The 20,785-nt window shown below is 35.6% G+C and carries 21 protein-coding genes and 1 tRNA gene; 10 read left to right on the top strand and 12 right to left on the bottom strand.

All coding sequences use genetic code 11. The features are described 5' to 3' along the window. The coding region (locus VJJ26_04180; GenBank protein HLC07361.1) for a hypothetical protein at positions 1-344 on the top strand (344 nt) is incomplete at its 5' end. A gap of 15 nt (positions 345-359) precedes the next feature. On the opposite strand, the gene VJJ26_04175 is transcribed toward VJJ26_04180, so the two are convergent. The 3 genes from VJJ26_04175 to VJJ26_04165 all read right to left on the bottom strand — a co-directional run bounded on the left by VJJ26_04175 (position 360) and on the right by VJJ26_04165 (position 1,869). Then, on the bottom strand, positions 360-968 hold the full coding sequence (locus tag VJJ26_04175; protein HLC07360.1) for a hypothetical protein: 609 nt from the start codon (positions 966-968) through the stop codon (positions 360-362). Between the two features lie 121 nt (positions 969-1,089). After that, on the bottom strand, positions 1,090-1,296 hold the full coding sequence (locus VJJ26_04170) for a hypothetical protein (GenBank protein ID HLC07359.1): 207 nt from the start codon (positions 1,294-1,296) through the stop codon (positions 1,090-1,092). Positions 1,297-1,401: 105 nt separating this feature from the next. After that, complete coding sequence (locus VJJ26_04165) at positions 1,402-1,869, bottom strand: hypothetical protein (GenBank protein ID HLC07358.1); 468 nt, start codon at positions 1,867-1,869, stop codon at positions 1,402-1,404. A gap of 221 nt (positions 1,870-2,090) precedes the next feature. Between VJJ26_04165 and VJJ26_04160 the strand changes: the two genes are divergently transcribed. The 3 genes from VJJ26_04160 to VJJ26_04150 are packed head-to-tail and all read left to right on the top strand — an operon-like array spanning position 2,091 to position 5,261. Beyond that, complete coding sequence (locus VJJ26_04160) at positions 2,091-3,398, top strand: multicopper oxidase domain-containing protein (GenBank protein ID HLC07357.1); 1,308 nt, start codon at positions 2,091-2,093, stop codon at positions 3,396-3,398. After that, complete coding sequence (locus VJJ26_04155; protein HLC07356.1) at positions 3,385-4,785, top strand: TolC family protein; 1,401 nt, start codon at positions 3,385-3,387, stop codon at positions 4,783-4,785. Before VJJ26_04160 ends, VJJ26_04155 begins: the two co-directional genes overlap by 14 nt. After that, positions 4,779-5,261 carry a MauE/DoxX family redox-associated membrane protein gene (locus VJJ26_04150; protein ID HLC07355.1) on the top strand — a complete coding sequence of 161 codons (483 nt, stop codon included), beginning with the start codon at positions 4,779-4,781 and terminating at the stop codon, positions 5,259-5,261. Before VJJ26_04155 ends, VJJ26_04150 begins: the two co-directional genes overlap by 7 nt. Before the next feature lie 27 nt (positions 5,262-5,288). Here the strand turns inward: VJJ26_04150 and VJJ26_04145 are convergent, their stop codons facing one another. From VJJ26_04145 to VJJ26_04120, 6 genes are all read right to left on the bottom strand, one after another. Further along, positions 5,289-6,212, bottom strand: a complete 924-nt coding sequence (locus VJJ26_04145; GenBank protein ID HLC07354.1) for a hypothetical protein — start codon at positions 6,210-6,212, stop codon at positions 5,289-5,291. A gap of 75 nt (positions 6,213-6,287) precedes the next feature. Then, positions 6,288-6,830: a hypothetical protein gene (locus VJJ26_04140; protein ID HLC07353.1), complete on the bottom strand. Its 543-nt coding sequence runs from the start codon at positions 6,828-6,830 to the stop codon at positions 6,288-6,290. 115 nt (positions 6,831-6,945) lie between these two features. Then, on the bottom strand, positions 6,946-7,620 hold the full coding sequence (locus VJJ26_04135; protein HLC07352.1) for an N-acetylmuramoyl-L-alanine amidase: 675 nt from the start codon (positions 7,618-7,620) through the stop codon (positions 6,946-6,948). After that, positions 7,611-9,794: an ATP-dependent RecD-like DNA helicase gene (locus VJJ26_04130; protein HLC07351.1), complete on the bottom strand. Its 2,184-nt coding sequence runs from the start codon at positions 9,792-9,794 to the stop codon at positions 7,611-7,613. Before VJJ26_04130 ends, VJJ26_04135 begins: the two co-directional genes overlap by 10 nt. After that, entirely contained in the window at positions 9,787-10,605 is an 819-nt protein-coding gene (locus VJJ26_04125) for a hypothetical protein (GenBank protein HLC07350.1), read from the bottom strand. The genes VJJ26_04130 and VJJ26_04125 overlap by 8 nt, the downstream gene beginning before the upstream one ends. Before the next feature lie 72 nt (positions 10,606-10,677). Then, positions 10,678-12,363 (bottom strand): hypothetical protein, encoded by a 1,686-nt coding sequence (locus VJJ26_04120; GenBank protein HLC07349.1) that lies wholly within the window; start codon positions 12,361-12,363, stop codon positions 10,678-10,680. A gap of 311 nt (positions 12,364-12,674) precedes the next feature. Here VJJ26_04120 and VJJ26_04115 point away from each other — a divergent pair, with 311 nt between their 5' ends. The 6 genes from VJJ26_04115 (at position 12,675) to VJJ26_04090 (ending at position 16,049) form a co-directional block, all read left to right on the top strand. Beyond that, positions 12,675-12,929, top strand: a complete 255-nt coding sequence (locus tag VJJ26_04115) for an ATP synthase F0 subunit C (protein HLC07348.1) — start codon at positions 12,675-12,677, stop codon at positions 12,927-12,929. Between the two features lie 5 nt (positions 12,930-12,934). After that, positions 12,935-13,309: a hypothetical protein gene (locus tag VJJ26_04110; protein ID HLC07347.1), complete on the top strand. Its 375-nt coding sequence runs from the start codon at positions 12,935-12,937 to the stop codon at positions 13,307-13,309. Further along, positions 13,299-13,796 carry a hypothetical protein gene (locus VJJ26_04105; protein ID HLC07346.1) on the top strand — a complete coding sequence of 166 codons (498 nt, stop codon included), beginning with the start codon at positions 13,299-13,301 and terminating at the stop codon, positions 13,794-13,796. The genes VJJ26_04110 and VJJ26_04105 overlap by 11 nt, the downstream gene beginning before the upstream one ends. Next, complete coding sequence (atpH, locus tag VJJ26_04100; protein ID HLC07345.1) at positions 13,793-14,335, top strand: ATP synthase F1 subunit delta; 543 nt, start codon at positions 13,793-13,795, stop codon at positions 14,333-14,335. The genes VJJ26_04105 and atpH overlap by 4 nt, the downstream gene beginning before the upstream one ends. 15 nt (positions 14,336-14,350) lie before the next feature. Continuing rightward, positions 14,351-15,850: a F0F1 ATP synthase subunit alpha gene (gene atpA, locus VJJ26_04095; GenBank protein ID HLC07344.1), complete on the top strand. Its 1,500-nt coding sequence runs from the start codon at positions 14,351-14,353 to the stop codon at positions 15,848-15,850. 122 nt (positions 15,851-15,972) lie between these two features. Then, positions 15,973-16,049: transfer RNA gene (locus VJJ26_04090), tRNA-Arg, on the top strand. Between the two features lie 690 nt (positions 16,050-16,739). Here VJJ26_04090 and VJJ26_04085 read toward each other — a convergent pair. The 3 genes from VJJ26_04085 to VJJ26_04075 form a co-directional block, all read right to left on the bottom strand. After that, positions 16,740-17,888 carry a hypothetical protein gene (locus VJJ26_04085; GenBank protein HLC07343.1) on the bottom strand — a complete coding sequence of 383 codons (1,149 nt, stop codon included), beginning with the start codon at positions 17,886-17,888 and terminating at the stop codon, positions 16,740-16,742. Between the two features lie 83 nt (positions 17,889-17,971). Continuing rightward, positions 17,972-18,493, bottom strand: coding sequence for a hypothetical protein (locus VJJ26_04080; GenBank protein HLC07342.1), 522 nt, complete (start codon positions 18,491-18,493; stop codon positions 17,972-17,974). A 24-nt stretch (positions 18,494-18,517) separates the two neighbouring features. After that, on the bottom strand, positions 18,518-20,323 hold the full coding sequence (locus tag VJJ26_04075) for a hypothetical protein (protein ID HLC07341.1): 1,806 nt from the start codon (positions 20,321-20,323) through the stop codon (positions 18,518-18,520). Between the last annotated feature and the right edge of the window lie 462 nt (positions 20,324-20,785).

The raw sequence follows: 20,785 nt of genomic DNA, 5'->3' as shown, positions 1-20,785 counted from the left end.
CTACAGTGAAAGCCATTCTACAAGCAGCAGTTGAAGAACATGCTAATGTACTTAAAAATCCGCGTTCCATTATTCGTTTGTCCAATTTTAGCGAATTCGGGTATGAATTTATGGTGCGCTGCTTTATCAGCTCCGCATACACCCTTGAAATGTGGGATATTGGAAGTGATATTCGTCTATTAATTGCAAAAGCATTTAAAGAGCATGGTATTGAATTTGCCATTCCTATGTACAAAGTTGATGAATATGGTGCACATTACCATGAAACAAAAATTAATAACAACGATAAGAATAGACCGGGATCACCGCATGATGGACCGTTTGGGAAAAATATAAAAGAATAGCAACACAATAAAATTCTAGCTCGTTGTTCTTGACCACATACCATTCAAAAACTGTCCACATCTCTGCAACCACCCTAACCGATACAATACAATGAGTGAACTAAAACCATAGCACAGAACCGAACTAACAGATGGCACATTCCAATACATTCTTTGAACTATTTTTTTATCAGGATCTTCTAACTGAACAGAAATACTATGACCGTTACTATCAATAATAGTCTGAATCACTCGTATGCAGCAAGCAGGGTCATGATCTTCTGCATACGCACCTTTTTCGTAGACACAGAGATAAAAAATATCAGACTTTCTAGCAATTTCAGCGAGATGTTCTTGAGAAATTGGCATATATTGCCAATTTTCTTCCTCAGGTATTTTTCCTCCACCACCTTTGTAGCGATACGTAATATCATATCCACCATTAGTAATGGTTAGTATCGAATCATAATGCGTGAGAGTATCAAATAAGTTTTTATCTAAGATTTTGACTTCAAACTTAGCCGCAAGAATATTTTTTAGTTCTTGTTTATGTTCATTTTGTTCTAATGCAGGCATAAGATCCATACCAAAAATTCCACCAGAAAAACTTATCAACGCAATACCAATAATCACTCTATTATTCATACAACAACCTTAATTTTCACTATCAAAAATTATATTAACAGCTTATAACTGTAAATATTTATAACAAAAAAAGAAAGATCTGCCGTTAGGGCAGACCTTTCTTTTTTTAACAAATTATATGTTATCTTTTGTGACGGTGCATTAAAGCCGATACTTTTTCGCCAAGGCCACTTTTGTTATACCCAAGAGTCATTAAGAATAGACCCCCTATTATAACAGCAAAATTAATACCCTTTTGAACAAGACCCAATGCATAAAGAACTATGATTAACCCTGCAGCCATATACAACAAACCTTGTAAACTGTTCGGTAAACGATCTATAAACATAGCCATCCTTTTTTTTAAATTCACTTACTCACCGATCTTATATTTTTATGTTTAAAACAGTCAAGTAAAAACAATATTTTGAATCAGGAAATTGAAACTTAATATTTATCTACAATAAGAAAGTAACAATACAACGCCAAGCATACACGCTCCACAACAAATGTTACCCACGCACAATGGCAAACCTTCTAGCTTGTTACAAATATAGGGAAAATCACCAGGGCGAAACATGCTATCTTCTGTTGGTAATAATTCTATGCGTATATCAGACTCAGTAGAAAAAACATTTTCAGGTGTTGCTACCAAATTGTTCTTACGTATAATCCTCTTACCTCTATTCTTGTTATTCTTCATGTTATCGCGCAACATCTCTACAGCAAGAAACATTTCCTCTTTTAACGCACGATATGAACTTGGTATCTGCACTATGTAATCATTTATGAAAAGAATAGGAACTGCACCACTGCGCACACATTGAGCAAGCACAATTTCTCGCTGCTCCATGCCATAAGCGCTACCTAAAAAACTACTCATTCCCATAAAAAAAACAGTTGTTCGTAATGGATTATTCATGAAATACCCCTTTTCACAAACAATAAAAAAACAATAACTTCTTACAGTTAAGCAAACTCTTTTTTCGCATAAGAAATAAAGATTTTTACGACAAATTCTTAAAAAAATAAGAAAAATAGAAAAATAACAACTTTTACTATTTTCTTGCACAAAAATAACACAGCTTGCTAACGTTTGATCATACCCAAAAAATAATTTTTGAAAAAGATAAGAGTTTATCTATGGTTAACAAACTGTTTATCAATTTTTACATTATTGTGTTTTCATGTACGCTCATTCATTCCCAAGATGTTACACATACCGGGCATACAAGTACACATGGAAAAACAATGGTACATAGCCCTAAAAATAATCATTCATTTTATGATATGACTCATCTAAAAGGTCTGCCGCGACTACATTATTCTTGGGCAAATCCTACAATCGCACCATCGCCACAGCCACCATTGACTGGCAAGCAAATGGGAGTGGTCACCACCCCTAGCATTCAACCTTTAGGTTTTGAAATGGATGGCAAAGTTAAGGTATTTAAGTTATATGCTCAACCAGTAGAACAGTACATTACTGACGGAAAAGAAGCAGAGTATGATCAATTAATACCAGAAAAGAATAAAGTTCCGTCTGGCATCATGCATCATATGATGATAGAGCAAAAACTTCGCGCATGGGGTTTTAATGGAACAACTCCAGGTCCAACAATCGAAGTTAATGAGGGCGATCGCATTAGATTGGTAATAAAAAATGAACTTCCCGAACCCATCTCTATTCATTCTCACGGTATTGAATTACCCAATGATCAAGATGGTGTTGGAGGTTTTGCAGAACCAGTAATCATGCCAGGAGAAACAAGAAATTATGAATATACACTTTATCAATCGGGAACTGCTTTTTATCATGGTGAATTTAATCTTATGAAGGCAACAAGCTATGGACTTGTTGGTGCAATTATTATTCACCCTAAAAAATATAAAAAGAAAATTGATAAACAATTTGTTATTACTATGCAAGAATGGCGCATATTACCAGGAAATGTTGACCCTGATTTAGTTAGTATGGATTTTAATTGGTTTACTTTTAACGGAAAGTCAGCACCAACCATACCAACGATTACCGTACATGAAGGTGATCGCGTCCGCATTCGTCTTATTAATATGAGTATGGATAATCATCCCATTCATATGCACGGTCACACCTGGTGGGTTGTAGGAACAGAAGGTGGTCCTATTCCTCCATCAGCACAATGGCCAGGCAATACCGTTGATGTGCCTCCAGGAGGATCGCGTGATGTTGAATTTATAGCATGGAATCCAGGACTTTGGTTTTTTCATTGTCACAAAGTACATCATGTTGTGAATGCACATACAGACGTTCCATTAGGAGTGATGTCACATGGAGGCATGTTTACTATAGTTCATGTTATTCCAAAAAATCCAAAGGCACGCTGGCAGCATCCAAAAGAACGCGGACACGATGTATCAAGCCGTGATTATGGTCGTACAAAAAGAAAAAAACGACATGAAAAAATATAATTTTCTTATAGTTCTCATTATGCTATTTTTACTTTCTGGTTGTACAAAGGTAAAAATTGGACCAGAGTTTTCTCAGTTACAAAAAAGAACCGCGAACTCAACAGCTTCATCTATTGTTTTAGATAACGAGGTGTACCATGATATACAGGATATTCGGTCTATTAAAAACATCGTAAGTAATGGCATATCGAAAAATGAAGCTGTAAAGATTGCACTACAAAACAACCCTGGATTGCAGGCCGATTTTCAGAATTTAGGAATAGCAAAAGCAGATTTGGCACAAGCAGGTCTGTATTCAAATCCTAGTATCAATAGTGTATTTAGATTACCAACACGTGATGATGGTCCTGGAACTTCTCAAACAAATATTGAGTCTGTAGCAGCCCTTCGGCTATCAGACCTATGGCAAGTTCCTTTAGCAAAAAATGTTGCCCAAGATTTAGTAGAAATTGTGTCATTACGTATCTTTTCCACTATCCTTACTGTAGTTGAAGAAACTAAAATAGCCTATGATACATGCTTGGCAACAGAACTATATGTGGAAAATACAAAAAATCTTTTGACCACAACAAAAGATCTTCGCGATGAAATTTATTATCGACAATTATATGGATATACCACAGATCTTGATAAAAATTTTATTGATGCGAAAGTAGGTATGTTAGAATCTGAGTTAAAACAACAAGAAGCTGATCTGGCTAATGCGTATACTCATTTAAAAACATTAATGGGCCTTTCACCGTCATCAACAGCTATTATATTAACCGATACATTGTACAAAAAGATGTTAATTCCTGAATTTATAATTTTGGAAAATTACGCCCTCGCACAAAGGCCCGAAATACAAATTGCTATCATGAAAATAAAGCAATACAAAGATACAATACGATCAGAAAAATCAAAAATATTTAGAAAAATTGATATCGGTGTTTCATATAAACAAGATTTTGAAAAATCTTTCGCTGGATGGGGTCCCTATTTTGATATCAGCTTACCTATTTTTGATGATAATTATGCACAAATAGCTCGCGCAGAATTTCTTTTTAAACAAGCGGAGCAAGAACTGGTCGCACAAAGAATTAAAATATTAGATGAACTCAATAAACCCTATGCGAATTTTAAAGCCCTAGAAAAAGAAATTGATTGGTACAAAAACAACATATTACCTTCTCACTTCAAAGCAATTGAGTATGCTTATAAACATGCGGAAACCATGCAAATAACCATGGCTACCGCTTTAGAATCTAAAGTTACATTTTATGAGACATATTCACAGTTTATTGAAAAAAATTATCACGCCGTGAAAGAATTTACGCGACTAGAACGAGCTGTTGGAAAAAGCTTTGAACTATTCTTTATGAATGAAATCGGAGAGCAGCAATGTTGAATAAGAACTTCTTGCCTCTTATAACTATTGGATCAATAATAATTTTTCTTACTGCAGCAAAACAATTTTTTTATGGATTCGATATACATAGTGCTATGTATGATTTTATGGGCATTTATTTTATTATTTTTAGCTTATTTAAAATTATCAATCTTAAAGGATTTGCTGAGGCATACAGCACATATGATATTATTGCCAAACGTTCTGCTGCATATGCTTACATGTACCCATTTATTGAACTTATATTGGGACTTTTGTACCTTATGAGATTTCAACTCCTCATAACCAATTGGGCAACTTTACTGCTTATGGCTATCAGCAGTATCGGCGTTGCGTATGAACTTTCACAAAAAAAAGAAATAATGTGTGCATGCCTTGGTGTTATTTTTAAAATCCCTATGACATATGTCACTTTAGCCGAAGATCTTATTATGGGGATAATGGCATTCATAATGCTCATCCACTATTACATTTGACAAAAAAATGAGCCATAGTAAAAAAAATTAGTTAAATCTACAACCAATATTACATGATACAAGAACAGAATTTTTCAATTGGGTACCAAAAAGATGCTGCGATACAACTGGTGCGGCTCCAACTTGTAGAATAAGTCGATCGGTGGAAAACCATAATGAAGGACCAAGTATTACCATATTAAATCCAGAATTTTGATCAATAATTCTGTTAATTTTATTTTTCTGTTCATACCAACCATACAATTCCACCATCCACATTAAAATCCATTTATCTGGCGAATATGCAATATTTTTTCCTACTCCAGCTTGATAAAAAAATTGGTTGCCAGATTTATTGTTATCATGCTGCATTGTCAACAAAGCTCCATATGATGTGTAACAATACCATTCTGTTGCCAAGTGTAATGCAGTAACTCCCAAAAAAAAGCTTGGCGAACCTGAGCCTGTCGGTGGATTTTTGCAATCACTACCGGTAGGCAATAGCAATGCTGCTACTAATGATATTTGATTTGTTACGGTAGGCATATGATGTGAATATGGCGAATACTCCAATTGAATTATAAGATCAGCAGATCCGGATGAATGGTGTCCATCGTCTTTATAGCGTATCGCAGTAGGAAATCCTAAAAGAATTGAAAGGTCATCACGTAACCCATACACAATGTACGGAAGAATTTCGGCAAAACTTTTATTTTTTCCAAGAAACCAACTTGGATATACTACTGCAAGTGCTTCATATTGCGTGATAATGTTTTGACCAAATCCTAAGAATGCACCAGGTTGCACTGTACCAGGAACGGCAAGATTACCAACTTTAACTTGCGGCTCTTCATCAGCTTCTCGTGCTTGCAAGGCTCCACACGTAACAATAGCACATAAAAGTAATGTTTTTTTTAAGGTCAACACAGTTTTTTTGTTTACTATGTTTCGGCTTGACAACGAGATTGGCACAAGAACTCCTTTTTTTACCATAGTATAAATCAGATTTTTCTATAGTCCAAAAAAAGAAATCTAAAAATAGACTACCTAGTTTTTGATAAACCCATGAACCGGCCATGGCAGAGAAAAATCAAGATGAGCATCATGCAACGGTTGATGTTGCACCAAAAATTGCACATGCGAGATTGTAATTCCATTTACCGCAATTGTTTTGAGTAAACCTTCAATCACCATCCATTTTTTAAAAATAGTTTCTTCTTTGCCCAAAATATTGTGATCAAAAGAAAGATATGCGCACCCAGAAGTTGTAACAAGAGCCGACTGCAATGTTGTTTTTTTTATAGTGACATGTTCTTCATCCAACAACGAAAGCCACGCATTGATTAGATGAAAAATATTTTTTTCGGCACTATCTGCCCACAACGTTTCTTGTTTCTCTGCTTTCCACTTATCACCATGAAAATAATGATGTACAACCTGTTTTTTTTGTATAAGCGATGATGAATTTACAAGATTATTTTTCCACCACGGTGCACGGAAAATGATCCATTGGTTATATACAACAAAAAAAAGAAGCGCTGTAACAAAAGAAGCGCTGGAAATGATTATGTATTGACGCGATAGATTCATAAATATTGATTTCTTGTGGAGTTCGTATCCTTCGACAGGCTCAGGACGAACGGGATTAAAAACTTACTTACTCCGTTCGTGGTGAGCTTGTCGAACCATACGAACACATTTCTCGTCATTCAAATTCCTTACCTACCGCCCCAACAATAGCACGTGCTAGCGGCTCACAACAACTCAGCCACAATTCTTTATTTTTTAATCCAGCCTCTATTGCAATGCTCGGTGCAACAATACCAATCAATGGCTTTATTGGCAAGCTGTATATCCCTGCAGTAGCGAATAGTGATTTGTATTTTTGTTGCGATAATGTTTTCTGGAATAATTGACATATCTCATCCGTTTTATTTTTATTAATTCTGTATGCCTGATCATACGTATTCAACGCAAGTCCCTGGGAACAACACGCAAAATCGTTGCCGTAAGAAAATTGATACAAAAAAATTGTTGGCTTTGTTTCTTGGGAATGATAAAAATTAAGATTAATAAAAAGATCGGCATGAATGCGGTTTGCAAGAGAGGCGTTTTGTAAATCATACACAATATCACCCGGCATGCGCGTAATAATCACTTTAACGTGTGGTGTTGATGTTTCAATCAGCTCTTTTATTTTTTCAGCACACTGTAGTGTTAATCCACGCTCAAAACTATCACCAATACGCCTTCCTGTACGCTTAGCATCACCCGCAGGGTCAATAATAATGATATGCTGCGCATGTTGCTTTTCGTAAAAAGGTAACACCCATAGCATGGTTACGATACAAAAGAAAAAAATTATTTTTTTTATCTGCATGCCAAATCTGTTGTTAAAAATTGTTGTAAAAATGTAATACGCTCAACACTTTTATTATTTTTGATGCCCATAGCAATTGCGCGTGATTGTCCAATAATTATACATAATTTTTTTGCGCGAGTAACGGCCGTATAGATTAAATTGCGTTGCAACATCATAAAATGCTGCATAAAAAGAGGAATAACAACCGCAGAAAATTCTGACCCTTGGCTTTTATGAATAGAAATTGCATAGGCATGTACTAGTTCGCTCAAATCTGATGCTTCATATTCAACTACATTTTCAAGAAAACGTACGTGGATAATTTTATCTTCTGGATTAATCGTTTCGATGACACCAATATCACCATTAAATACATGCTTATCGTAGTTATTGCGCAACTGCATTACCCGATCGCCAACCTGAAACTGTGCTCCCGAATAGGTAATCATAGGACCGCTAGTGTGACCATTAAGCATCTGCTGCAAATCATGGTTTAGCTTTTGTGTGCCTGCAACACCACGGTGCATCGGTGTTAACACAATTGTATCATCTTTATGAATGCCATAATGCCGTAATGCCTTTGCATAAATTGTTTCAAGATGTTGTGGTATATTTTCTGGATTATCTTCTTTTATAAAAATAAAATCTTTACGCGAGTTTTCATGTTCTGTTGTGGGAAACTCACCATTATTAATTTTATGGGCGTTTATCACAATCAAACTATCTTGCGCCTGTCTAAAAATATGCTGCAAACTTATGGTCATAATTTTTTTGCTTACAATCATATCGTGTAAAAAATTACCTGCACCAACCGATGGCAATTGATCAATATCACCAATCAAAACAAGATGCGCAGAATATGGTAAAGCTTTGATCAATGCATGTGCAAGGAACACATCAATCATTGATGCTTCATCAACAATCAAAAAATCAACGGGCAATGCATTGTTTTCATTGTGCCTAAAACTCATGGTGCTTACATCAAAATCAAGCAAACGGTGCAGCGTGCTCGCAGGTCTTCCTGTTCCTTCGGTAATGCGCTTTGCAGCTCTTCCGGTAGGTGCGGCTAGACAATACTTAACACGTTGCGTATCAAGCAATGTTAATAATTTTTTAATCAGCGTTGTTTTACCAGTTCCAGGGCCACCGGTAATAATAGTAACTTTGTGTTGCAAACAGGCCAAAATACCTAATTGCTGCTGCTGGTTAAGCGCAACAGAATTAGATGCATCTTTTTGCAAAAATTGTGCTATCTGCGGAATATCAAACGTATGATGCGCAGGATATGTCATTAATGTATTCAGCTTGTATGCAATGCCCTTTTCTGCGAAATAAAATGACGGCAACGTAATATAGTGAATATCCTCATGAGTCAGCAATTTTATTTTGTCTGCATTGTACAGATCGTGCAGTGCGCATTTGATTGTGTGTTGTATAGCATCAAATTCTAATTCAAGTAATTCCGCTGTTTCTTTTTTGAGATCTTCAAGTTGAATGTACAAGTTACCATCGGATGCTGTTGTTCGAATGAGATGTAACATTGCTGCCGTGATACGTCGTTTGCAATCGGGAGCAATGCCACTGTTTTGTGCTATTTGATCTGCAGTTTTAAAACCAATACCCCAAATATCTTGTGCAAGACGATATGGATTTTCCTCAATAATGGCAATCGATTGTTCTTTGTACTGTTTATAAATTTTTACTGCATAGGTAGTGGAGATACCTTTGTTTTGCAAGAATACCATGATATTGGAAATCTCTTTTTGATCTTTCCACGCAGCAATAATTTTTTCAACACGCTTTGCACCAATACCAGGAACAGACATAAGACGTTCTGGTGTTTTATCAATAACTTCAAGAACTTTTTCACCAAAAGCAGCGACCAGTTTATCTCCATAAACTGGTCCAATACCTTTGATAAGCCCTGAACTTAAATATTTTTTAAGGCCTAAAATAGAAGTGGGTGCCTGTTTTTCGCATGACTGCGCATCAAACTGTTTTCCAAATTTTTGATGCATATTCCAAATACCACGCACCAATACCTGTTCACCTGCAGTGATAGTAGGAACATATCCTTTCACCGTAACACCATTATGAGCATTAACCTGCACCACAAAAACGGCAAATCCATTTTCCTGATTTTGATAAATAACGCGATCAACAATACCTTGTATAATTTCAGTTTCAAGCATGAGTATGTGTATGTTTTATATATTCTGTTAATAATGGTACTATAACGTGCGGCGTAATTTCATTCAGCATAAGAGAATCAAGATACCGCTCTTTGAGATATTTAAGAAATTCAATTTCACTAATATGCTCACCTCTGACATGCGCCTTTTTGAGGATAGTGGGCAACAGTGCTTTTACTGCACTCCACTTTGCAACACGATCTTTAAATTGTCCTTCTGCTCTGGGGCAACTATGGATAAGATCCAACAGAAAATTCACAACATCAGTTAAAAAATGATAATAATCTGAAAAACTTTTAATCTGGCGCTCAAACATTGTCGATTCTTGACCTTCCTTGGTCTTAGCCCATTCCAACAACAAACTATCCGGACGATTACGTTTGTGGCAATCTTCTTGAATTAAGACAATCATAATATTTTTTGCTCCACGTCCACTTTCTATAAATTCATTAGACTGAACAATAAAGTCAGCTTTAGCATGAGTTAAGAGCTCGCGGAGAGCGGCCTGTGTTTCAATATCTTTTTTACTCAGTGAATTACTTACTTCCAATTCAATACGAGCAAGAGATTCTACACTATGAAACTTACCAAATAGATTATATCTTCCTTTGCGCTGGTTATTAGGCAAAAGTTCTCCCAGGATAAAATCAAGAAGCTTACGACGAAACTTTCTGATAAATTCTATTTTATCAGCATTGATGAAAGTGCCATCGGCAACTTTAATAACTGATGACTCCAAAACAACACTTCCTTCTGCATGCGCCATAAAAGTATTAGTAAGTAATGATAATAAAAATAGTATTCTCTTCAATTGACTCTCCCTTACAACAGTAGACCTAACAATTTACTACTCCTTATTTTCTTACCATACTACACACTCACATTAAAAGCTTGATTCAAAATTAAGAGCAATCGAATAATCTTGACCAAGACCTTTAGTGTTAAGTGATGCATCAGCATTGAGTGAAAAAAACCATGTATTTCTATCTGTTTTATGCTTAAATATAAATGCTCCAAAAATTTTACTTTGTTGTGCAACAGGTTGTTTTACTTTAGGAATATCAAGCTCGGCAATTGTTTTGTGCGAAGCGCTTATTGTTGAAATGCGAGCTTTATTCTGCAACCAAAAATCTGTTCCCAAGTTAAATCCAAAAATCTCACCTTTGTAGTACATTCCACTCGACCAACGGAAAATAACACCAGGAATAATACGTGTGTCAAATGCACGTAAAAACAATCGAGAAATGGCTTGTTCTTTGAGAAATTGTACATTTTCTGCTGCTAAATCAAGATCCTCAAAATTATGGTTTCCAAAACCAGCTTCATCAATTTTATTTATGTAAAATCGCTTCTCTCGTGCAGGAATAAATAATTCTAAAGAAATTCGGTTAGCAAGCTTTATTTTTTCGGCAAAAGATGTATTCATATACGCACTCAGCGGCGTTTTACCTCTCATGTATACACCAAGCCCAAGATGTCCATTGTTACCCAGAGGCACATCAATCAAATCAGCTGCAACTCTATCAAAAGCGTCCAAAAGAAAATCCTTTAAAATCCTAATCGCTTCTTGCTCAGATTCTATGCCAGGATTTTCTATGGCATTGAAAATGGGTTCCAACTCAAATGTTGGTAATGTTGATGGCTTAGCAAATAATGAACCCAAAAATCCTCCACCCCATGTAAATGCAGTTGGAATTGTTGCAAGCCCTCCACATCGCAAAGTAAATGAAGGTCGTTTTAATACGGTACCATCGACCTCAATCCGCGTATCGCCAAGTCCTATTTTATCACTAACAAAATGCGCTTTTCTAAATCTTTTTTCTTCTTCCGGTTCAAGAACCCCTAACTCTCTGGCTACAGCATCCTGCTCCTTCTTTGTCAAAGAAAAATTACTTTCAAGATAATAAAGAGGCATCATAATGCGTAATGTGACATTTCTCCAGCGCTTCATACAGTGAAGCATAAATCCTACTTGTCGCTCCTCCACCGTCATGTTTCTAAAAAGAGAAAAGATTTTATCAATATCTATATCAATACCGGGAGATAATTCATTTGCTCTTTGAATGGTGTCTTCAAGCTTGCTAATCAATGAATTTTGAGTAAGTGCAAGCCATGATTCTAATTTATCGCTACCTCTGGTGAAATTGGATCGCGTTGTTTTACGTGCAAACGCACTCGTGCCAATAACCCATTTACCAGGAAACTCTGCACGATCTGGTTCGAATATTGGCTGATCGAGCAAACTTCTTTTATTAAGAATGTTAGTATGTAAAAAAAGAGGTTCCTGCAAAATTGCAGGCACCCCCAAGAGATTAAGAATCACCATAATATCTACCGGATTTATCGCTCGGGATATATGATCCATACCGGTAGTATCAAGATATTCATTCATAAATTGATAATCATCTTCTTCATCAAAAGAAACACTTTCAAAATCAAAATCTCTGGTATCAACCGATAGCTGATCATCAGCTGAAATTACTTGTGTATTTTGATTTGGTAGGATAACGGAATGAACGCTACACAACACAAAAATAGAACATAGTATTTGTAATAGATAAAACATCATAATTTTTTACATTTCTTTGATTAAATTTCAGATTTTTTAAAAACAACAGATAAATCATGCCATTATATCGATGGTTATAGTAACAATTATTACAAAATTCTCTGAAAAATGATACTATCGCAACCCCAGCTCTGTAAACTACGCCTTAAACCCATTTCCAGTTCCTTCCAATGGGCACCCAATACGGAACAAAGTGAGTATTGGGTTTTAAATGTGCTTTTTTGTCAACATTGTGCTTGTGAAAAAACAAAAAAGTGAGTTACAATAGAAAAAGAAGATAATACAAAAAACATTATGAATAAAGGGTCACCATGGACGGAATCTTTTATGCAAAAGCGGCGGCATTTCTTGGTGCGGCAATAACAATGGGCTTTGGAAGTCTTGGCCCAGCAATTGGTCAAGGGATCATTGGCATGAAAGCCTGTGAAAATATTGGCAAATATCCAGAAAGTGCAGATAAAATTCGCACAACAATGGTTCTCGCCTTAGTCGTTGTAGAATCCTCTTCAATATACTGCCTTCTGATTTCTGGCGCATTAGTGATCTTTGGAAGTCGCATTGGATAATCTCCATGAATATAAATGCAACAATTCTTGTCCAAGCATTCAACTTTTTTGTCGTATATTGGATGTTGCGACTATTTCTTTTTAAGCCAGTTGTTGCAATCATTGAGCATGAAAAAGCTCAAGAAAATGCCATGCTTGATATTATCGATCAGCAGAAAAAAAGTCTTGAAATTCAAGAAAAAGAACGGCAAAGACACTGGTACATCTGTCAAGAATATTTTCACTTACATAAACCATACCTCTCTCAACAAATCCCTTCCTTTTCAGATGCAGCAGAAAATGATACTGAAAATAGCAGCGCGTTATCTGACGATGCTATAACCACTATCATTACCAACGTTCGCAACGTTTTGGAGGAAAAAATAAAGCATGTTCATTAATCAAGACACTGTTGCAATTGCTTTTAAGCTGATTAATTTTTTCACTCTGATAGGCCTTTCTTTTTTTCTTTTTAAAAAATACATCAAATCTGATCTTCTTATTCTTATAGCAAAAAGGAAAGCTGCGCAAGAATGCCTGTTTACACAACAAGCATCTCTCGAAAAACAGCAACTCGATCTCGACGCCCTTTTAAAAGAAGAATCAGTACTCTGCCAAAACTTTAGATCAAATATTGATGAATGGAAAAAAGTTGTTACTCTTGAGCAAGATCTTGCCAAGAAGGAATATGACACCGCTCTCGCTGCACACAAAAAACGTAACGCAACAATTGCTCTACACCAAGAAAACCAGCGCATACAAACCATAGTTTCAGACGCCGTTATAACAGACTTGCAACAATCTCTTTCTCAACACTTTAAAGATGAGAAAAAGAGTACCGATTATCTTAATTCAATCTTACACTTTATGGATGAGAGAATATCGTGAACAGCACACCTATTGATAAAATTGTTGCAAAAAAATATGCGCAAGCTTTTATGGATGTTTTTCCTAAATCTTTTGCTTTTAGCGATGTAAAGAAAATAGAAATAGCACAAAAGTTTTTACAAACACATAAGCGCACACTGTTTTTTTTACAACTACCACAATTTGATCAAGAAAGAAGAAAATCAATGGTTGCAGATCTTATTGATTATTTTTCACTTCCCCATGCTTTTGCAGCAATTATTCTGCTTGTTGTTGAACACGGCCGTTCTTATTATATTCCCGATGTACTATTATGGATTACACAATTATATAAAGAACACATAAACAGCATTGAGTTCTCTATTCAATGCGCTCAAAATCTTGATGAAAAACACGTTGAATCTATTAAACAATTTCTTGGGCGTTTACTTACTAAAAACATTATAGGCATACCATCTGTAGATACATCACTCATTGCAGGCCTTCGTTTACAAAGTAGTGATTATCTATGGGAATACTCAATACGCAAGCAAATTAAAGCCTTGCAAACATTGAAATGATAAAAGGCAAAAAATATGAAAAATACTGATCTTATATCACTTTTTGAACGATCATTGCGTGATTTACCAGAAGAACAACTCGAAGAAATTGGTACCGTTATTCGTGTTGGTGATAACATTTGTATGGTATATGGTTTATCAAACGCTATGCTCGGGGAAGTCATTAATTTTGAAGGCGGAAATAGCGGAGTTGTGTTTCAATTAAACGAAAACTCTGTTGCTATCTTTTTAATTGATAGGTCAATTCCTGTTGCAGAACTTGAAACGGCAAAACGATCACACTCTGTGTTTAAAACTCCTGTTGGCATGGGGCTACTTGGTCGTATTATCAGTGCTGAAGGAACACCTCGTGACGGAGCTGGAGAACTGAATATCACAGAATTTCGTCCTATAGAAACCAACATTCCTGGAATTATGGAACGATCCCCTGTAAATGAATCACTCGAAACGGGTATTTTAGCGATTGATGTATTAGTTCCGATTGGAAAAGGACAACGGGAATTGGTTGTTGGCAACAGAAACACCGGTAAATCATCAATCGTCATCGATACACTTTTACACCAAAAAGGTAAAAATGTTCTGTGTATTTATGTCTCCATTGGACAACGTCAAGCAAATTTAGCTCGTCTTGTTTCATTATTGGAACAAAATGGAGCACTTGAATATTCAGTTATTGTGAGTGCCGATTCTGGTGATGCAGTGCTGAGCCAATATCTTGCTCCCTATGTTGGATGTACCATTGCTGAATATTTCCGCGATCAAGGCAAAGATGTGCTCATTGTGTACGATGACCTGAGCAACCACGCTATAGCGTTTCGCGAAATGTCATTACTCTTAAGAAGACCACCAGGACGAGAAGCATATCCAGGAGACGTTTTTTATCTTCACTCCCGTTTACTTGAACGTGCAGGAAAACTTGCAAAAGGTGGATCCATCACAGCGTTGCCAATTGTACAAATTCAAGGTGATGATATTACAGCATATATTCCTACAAATCTTATTTCTATTACTGATGGACAAATATTCTTAGATACAAAACTATTTAATCAGGGAGTTCGACCTGCGGTAAATGCTGAACTTTCAGTATCGCGTGTTGGTGGTGCTGCCCAAACAAAAGCGGTTAAAAAAATGACCCGCGCATTGCGATTAGAATTGGCACAATATCAGGAACTGCTCGCATTTGCACAATTTGGTGCTGAGCTTGATGAAGTATCACATCGCCAACTTGAGCGAGGACGACGCGCAATTGAATTACTCAAACAACCACAATACGTAACGTATTCATTTGTTGACCAAGCACTGATGCTTTTATTATTAAAAGAAGGTTTTCTTGATAGCATAGCACTTAATCAAGTCAATCCTTTTGCGCTGCAATGTGTAAGTTATCTAAAATCTGTTCATCCTGCAGTGTATAAAGCCATTGAAGACACAAAAGATATATCAGATGATATACACAAACAAGTTCACGCTATCGCAACGGAATTCGTTAAGCTTTTTATCCCAATAAATAGCTAATTCTTATGCTTTTTTGAAATTTGTTGCTATAATAAGCACCATAACGTGCCCCCTTCGACAAGCTCAGGATAAACTCCGCTCATTGAGCTAGGGCACTTGATTGATGAAATATTGAAATTTATGTGCCCGTAGCTCAGTTGGATAGAGCAACGGATTTCTAATCCGTAGGTCGCAGGTTCGAATCCTGCCGGGCATACCATAGTGCCATGATAAAATTTATTATTAAACACCCAATCTAGTTTACTCCCGAACCACGTTAAAGAATGTTCAACGTTAATTTTTTTGCTCAACAAATCTAGAGAAAAGGCTCCTGTTGAATATAACTCAAAAGCTTTCTGTACAATTCGCGACTCATATTCATCAACAATTACCGTTGACTTATCATCTATAGTAATATTTTTATATCCATAAGGTGCTCTGTTATTCCACTCACCGCGCTGCCATTTCTGTTCAATCGCCCGCTTTACGTTATCACTAATGGCATCAGAATAATACTTTGCAAGGCCAAGACTAATACCAAAATGGAATTTTTCTGCAGCAGAAATTTTACTATTAAGGATTTGACCATCTGAGGTAAAATGCAATTCTATTTCATCACGTAACGCTTTGTCATAAAGAAAAGAAACACGTTTATCGAACATGTTGCGCGTGAGGCGATCTACTTTATCGCAACAAATGGCGACTTTTTCTTTTTGTTCAATAATAAAATTAAAAATAACATCAAATGCTGAACGATCATCTTTGTAAGCACTTTCATCAAAGCTAAAGCTTTTGATAACAGAAAAGCCCTTGTTTTGGCAGTAATTTTCCAACCGTGCAACCTGTGCTGGCAGGGATAACCCAGCCTCTTTCTGTTCTTCGGTGCTCACCCGTGCAATGATAATCGCTTTCATGAAATTTTTCCTTTATTGAACTTGATCGCCTTGAACTCTTGAATGCATTTGCGTATTTCTTTAAATGGATTATGTGCAGCAGGCAAAGTGATATTTTTTGTATCAGCAATAAGACGATACCACGATTGTGGTTTGTTTTTCCCAATTATTGCTTTAAGCTCTCGCAACGGAGCTGCTTCCAATGCTCTTTTAAACCCCAACAATGCCATTGCCTGCTTTGGTGTTATATTAGGATTATCAAAGCTTAATTGTGCAAGAAAGCTTTTATCATCACCAGCTTTAAAATTCAAAAGAGGCGAACGATTCCGTTCAAGCTCACTGATGTAGTGCAGCAACACTTTCTTTGCTATAGCAGGCTTAAAGAGCTTCTTAAAGGTAAGATCCGCGCTAACCTTCAGCACTTTAAATAGCGTTTTAATTTTTGCACGTTTATTCAAGCGAACTTCCATACGCAAGAATTCCAATTTGTGCTGCTTTTCAAATGTCTTAAAAAGACCCTGTTGAAGCTCGTTATCTTTTTCAATTGCACGCTTACTGCTCTGCTTTGCCTTTTCAAGATCTTTAATTTTATCATAGAAAACAACTTCATATGAATTGCAATGCCATTTATAACTATGCCCTTCATTGCGATAATCAGTTTGATTAGTATCAAGGGAAAATCGCACATTAGCTTCTTTGATTTTGTTGATGTAATGATATGGAGTTGAACCATCAGTTAAAGGAATGTTTTTAGAATAATGGATTGCTAAAACAGGTACATCTGCAAGGTTTTCTGGTTTTACCATAACACCCATGGTTGCCAGCACAGCAACAAGCTTATGGTTTATGGTTGCAAAGTCTTTATATTGTAATTCATTAAAATTATTACCATAAAGCAGCTTGGGTAATGAAAGTTCTATTTTTAACAACAGTTCAACAACCCCTTGCACACCTCTGCAGTATGCCAGCGTAAGATGGGGTTTGTATATCCCCTTTAAGAGTTCTTTTTTGGTGGCATTCTGTTTGGATGTAATAGCGCTATAATGCATGCGCGCTTCTTTACCCTGGTCTGTTAACAAGGCCCAATGAGCAGCGGGTCTAAATTTATCAGGTTTACTGATCTGATACATGTCGGGTGGTAAGGTCAAAACTATGGTGTCTATCATGATACAGCATTTCCCTGATGAAGTTGATTCTATTGCATGTAAAAATACGAGCAGATAGCCGCAAATACAAGTCTAGTCGTAGATTATTGTATTTGTTCTAAAATCCCATCTTCATTTAAGCTCATATTTTGCATGTGGATATAGCAGAGATTTTTATCAGCATCAAAACCAAAAATAATAGCTTCATTAATAACATGGAGAGTTACGGTGTTTGAAAAAAATACAAGTGAAGTATTTCTTTTATCAGCATAAAGTTTAAAATTAATTTTCTCGTCAGGTAAATGATAATAACCTTCTTGATATTTTTCTAGATAAGTCTCAAATAATGGAAAGCCAATTCTTTGGGTAACATTATGATCTAATAACATATTGGCATATTCAACATTGCCACCAAATGGCATAAAAAGAACAGTAAGGTCATATATAGCTCCTATTGGATTGTATAAAGTGGCTTCTACAAAAGAATTTTCTTTCCCATAAGCATTCCAATAGCAAACTCCACTTGAATGTTCTTTTTGTTCAAATATAATTCTAATTTTAACGTGATAGTCCGATTCATTGTAAATTTTTCTAGTATCCGATAAAATATTTTTTAATTTTAACATATTTTTAAACTTTATATTTTTAGCTTACCAACCTTTTGGCTTAAAATTTGCATGATAAATCGTTCGCAATAAGCCTTCTTTTCTCGGCATATCGAATCTAAATTGCCAATTGCCGACTTCAATCATGCTGTTATATTCTACGCCTTTTAATATAGCTTGTTTTACAGCAGCTTCAAAGCTAACAAGCAATGTTTGACTACTGACAGGTGTAACATATGTAACATCAAGGTGTTTTGTAAGATAATCTTTCATATGTTTTGTTGCGTTAGGAGCAACCCAAAACTTTTCTTTCCCTATCGTAAGTTCAAAAGATTTAGGGATTTTTGTTCCTAAATACATTTTATCTGTTGGATTGATGTTTTTCCATACTGTTTCAGTTACTTTTTCAACAATGTTTTTTACATTTGATGTTGAGTTAATTTGTCCAGATGATTGAAGCTTATTCGACTGTGCAGCAGCTTTGAACAATAACCCTTCTGGTGTTGCAAAGTATTCTTGTGGATTGCGTAAGGAATTATTTTGAACAAAACTGATACTTTTTTGTTTAATGGTATTACAAAACTTCCCTAATCCACCTAATAATTTACTTTGAGTTTTATATCCCACAAAAAGAGCTGTACCGCTTTTAATAGCATCGCGTAATGTTATTTCTTTGTTATTGATTGCATTAATAACGTTATGTAACGGTTCAACGTATTTATTCCATTTATCTTTTGCTTGAGTAGTATCCGTTAATGCTGTCACGCCAATCTCTGCAACGTTATAAAGGACTTTGGATACCTGAAAAGCAAGGATTTGCTTGCCTGCAATAATATTTATAGTTGCTTCAATAGGATTAGTTAGAATGTCTGCTACAGCAGAATATGCACCAATTGCAGCACCTTCTGCAATTGCTTGGCCGTAATCAAACAAGGTCCAACAAAGATCACCAATCTGCATTGCCTTATTGGTATCCCCTTCATGATTATAATCAACCATTGCTACCGTAAAATCGATCAATGCTTCTTGATGATCATATAAAACTGATGTAGCTGACAAACTATCAATGCGATCAAGAAGATGCAAAGATTCTTGATGAAGAGCTTGGTGCAATTGATGACCATAGCATTGAGCAAAAGATGTTGTATTATACCCATGTTTATCCAAGAGATATGTAACATTGCTGTTAAGATTGTATGATTTACTTGCATACTGCAGAGCATAATCACCTTTAGTCATATCCTTGAAAGCATCTACTCGCTTATCAATGGCATGTGATAAAGAAGGAATATGTGGGCGATATATATCACCTAAGTCCTTATATTCAGCTTTATGCGCAGGAAAAGTTTCAAAAGAATGTTCATAGATAACCGGAGTTACTCGTGGGTAAGATCCATCTAATAAAGGAAAGGAATTGTTGTCATTTAAAACATTATTATGAGGCGAATGAGAGGTTTTAATGGTATTTAACTGGCCATATAAATAATGAATGCGTTTTTGCAGTCCAGGACAATAAGTGCCTTTAATTATGCGATGAGCTTTTTGTATAATATTAAGATTTTTTAATTCAGTATGGAGTTGCTGTATGGTGCATTTATAACTTGAATATGTTTGTGCAAATTTTACGAATTCATCAAACATATAGAGAGAACGTTGTTGTAATACCTCTTTTTCTGTGTATCCATGGGCAATAAAATGATCATGAAAATTCTGAGCATTGTATTTATTAAAATGATGGGAATATGCAGAACCAGTTCGAGTACTATTCCATGTATCATGGTTAAAATAATCATGATGATAAGATTTAGGTTCTTTAAAACTCTTATTGTTTCCTTGATTTTCCCAACGCATGGTTGTCTTTATAGAATAAGATTCTCCATAAATAGGCAAGGATAAAGCAGAAAAGAAGAGTATAAAAGCATGGAATAGAACATTCATTTTTTTGCTCTCGTGTTTTTTATAGAAATTAGAACTAGTTTAAAAAAAATTGAGAGTTTTGAATATAGTAAGCTTGCAAATACAAGTCCCGCTGTGCGGCCTTACTGGGAAAATTGCACATTGTCGCCTATACATAATTTTTCTTCTCTATTAAACTATATAAAGCAAAAACATTTTAGTAACATCACAAAATCCAAGAGTGCTTTTATGAAAAGAAAAATAATACTTTTATCTTTAGAGCCCATCCCTAAACTAGAAAAAAGCCTTTAGAAAAAGTAAAATCTCCTTAAGAAACAACCGAAAATTGATTCAAAAGGAGATTTACACATGTGCCATACTAAAAATTGTTATGAAATTTGCATAAACAAAGCGTTT

This window comes from Candidatus Babeliales bacterium, from assembly GCA_035288105.1.
GTDB lineage: Bacteria > Babelota > Babeliae > Babelales > Vermiphilaceae > SOIL31.
The sequence above is the reverse complement of the archived record's forward strand: the minus strand, read 5'-3'. Positions and strand labels throughout refer to the sequence as shown.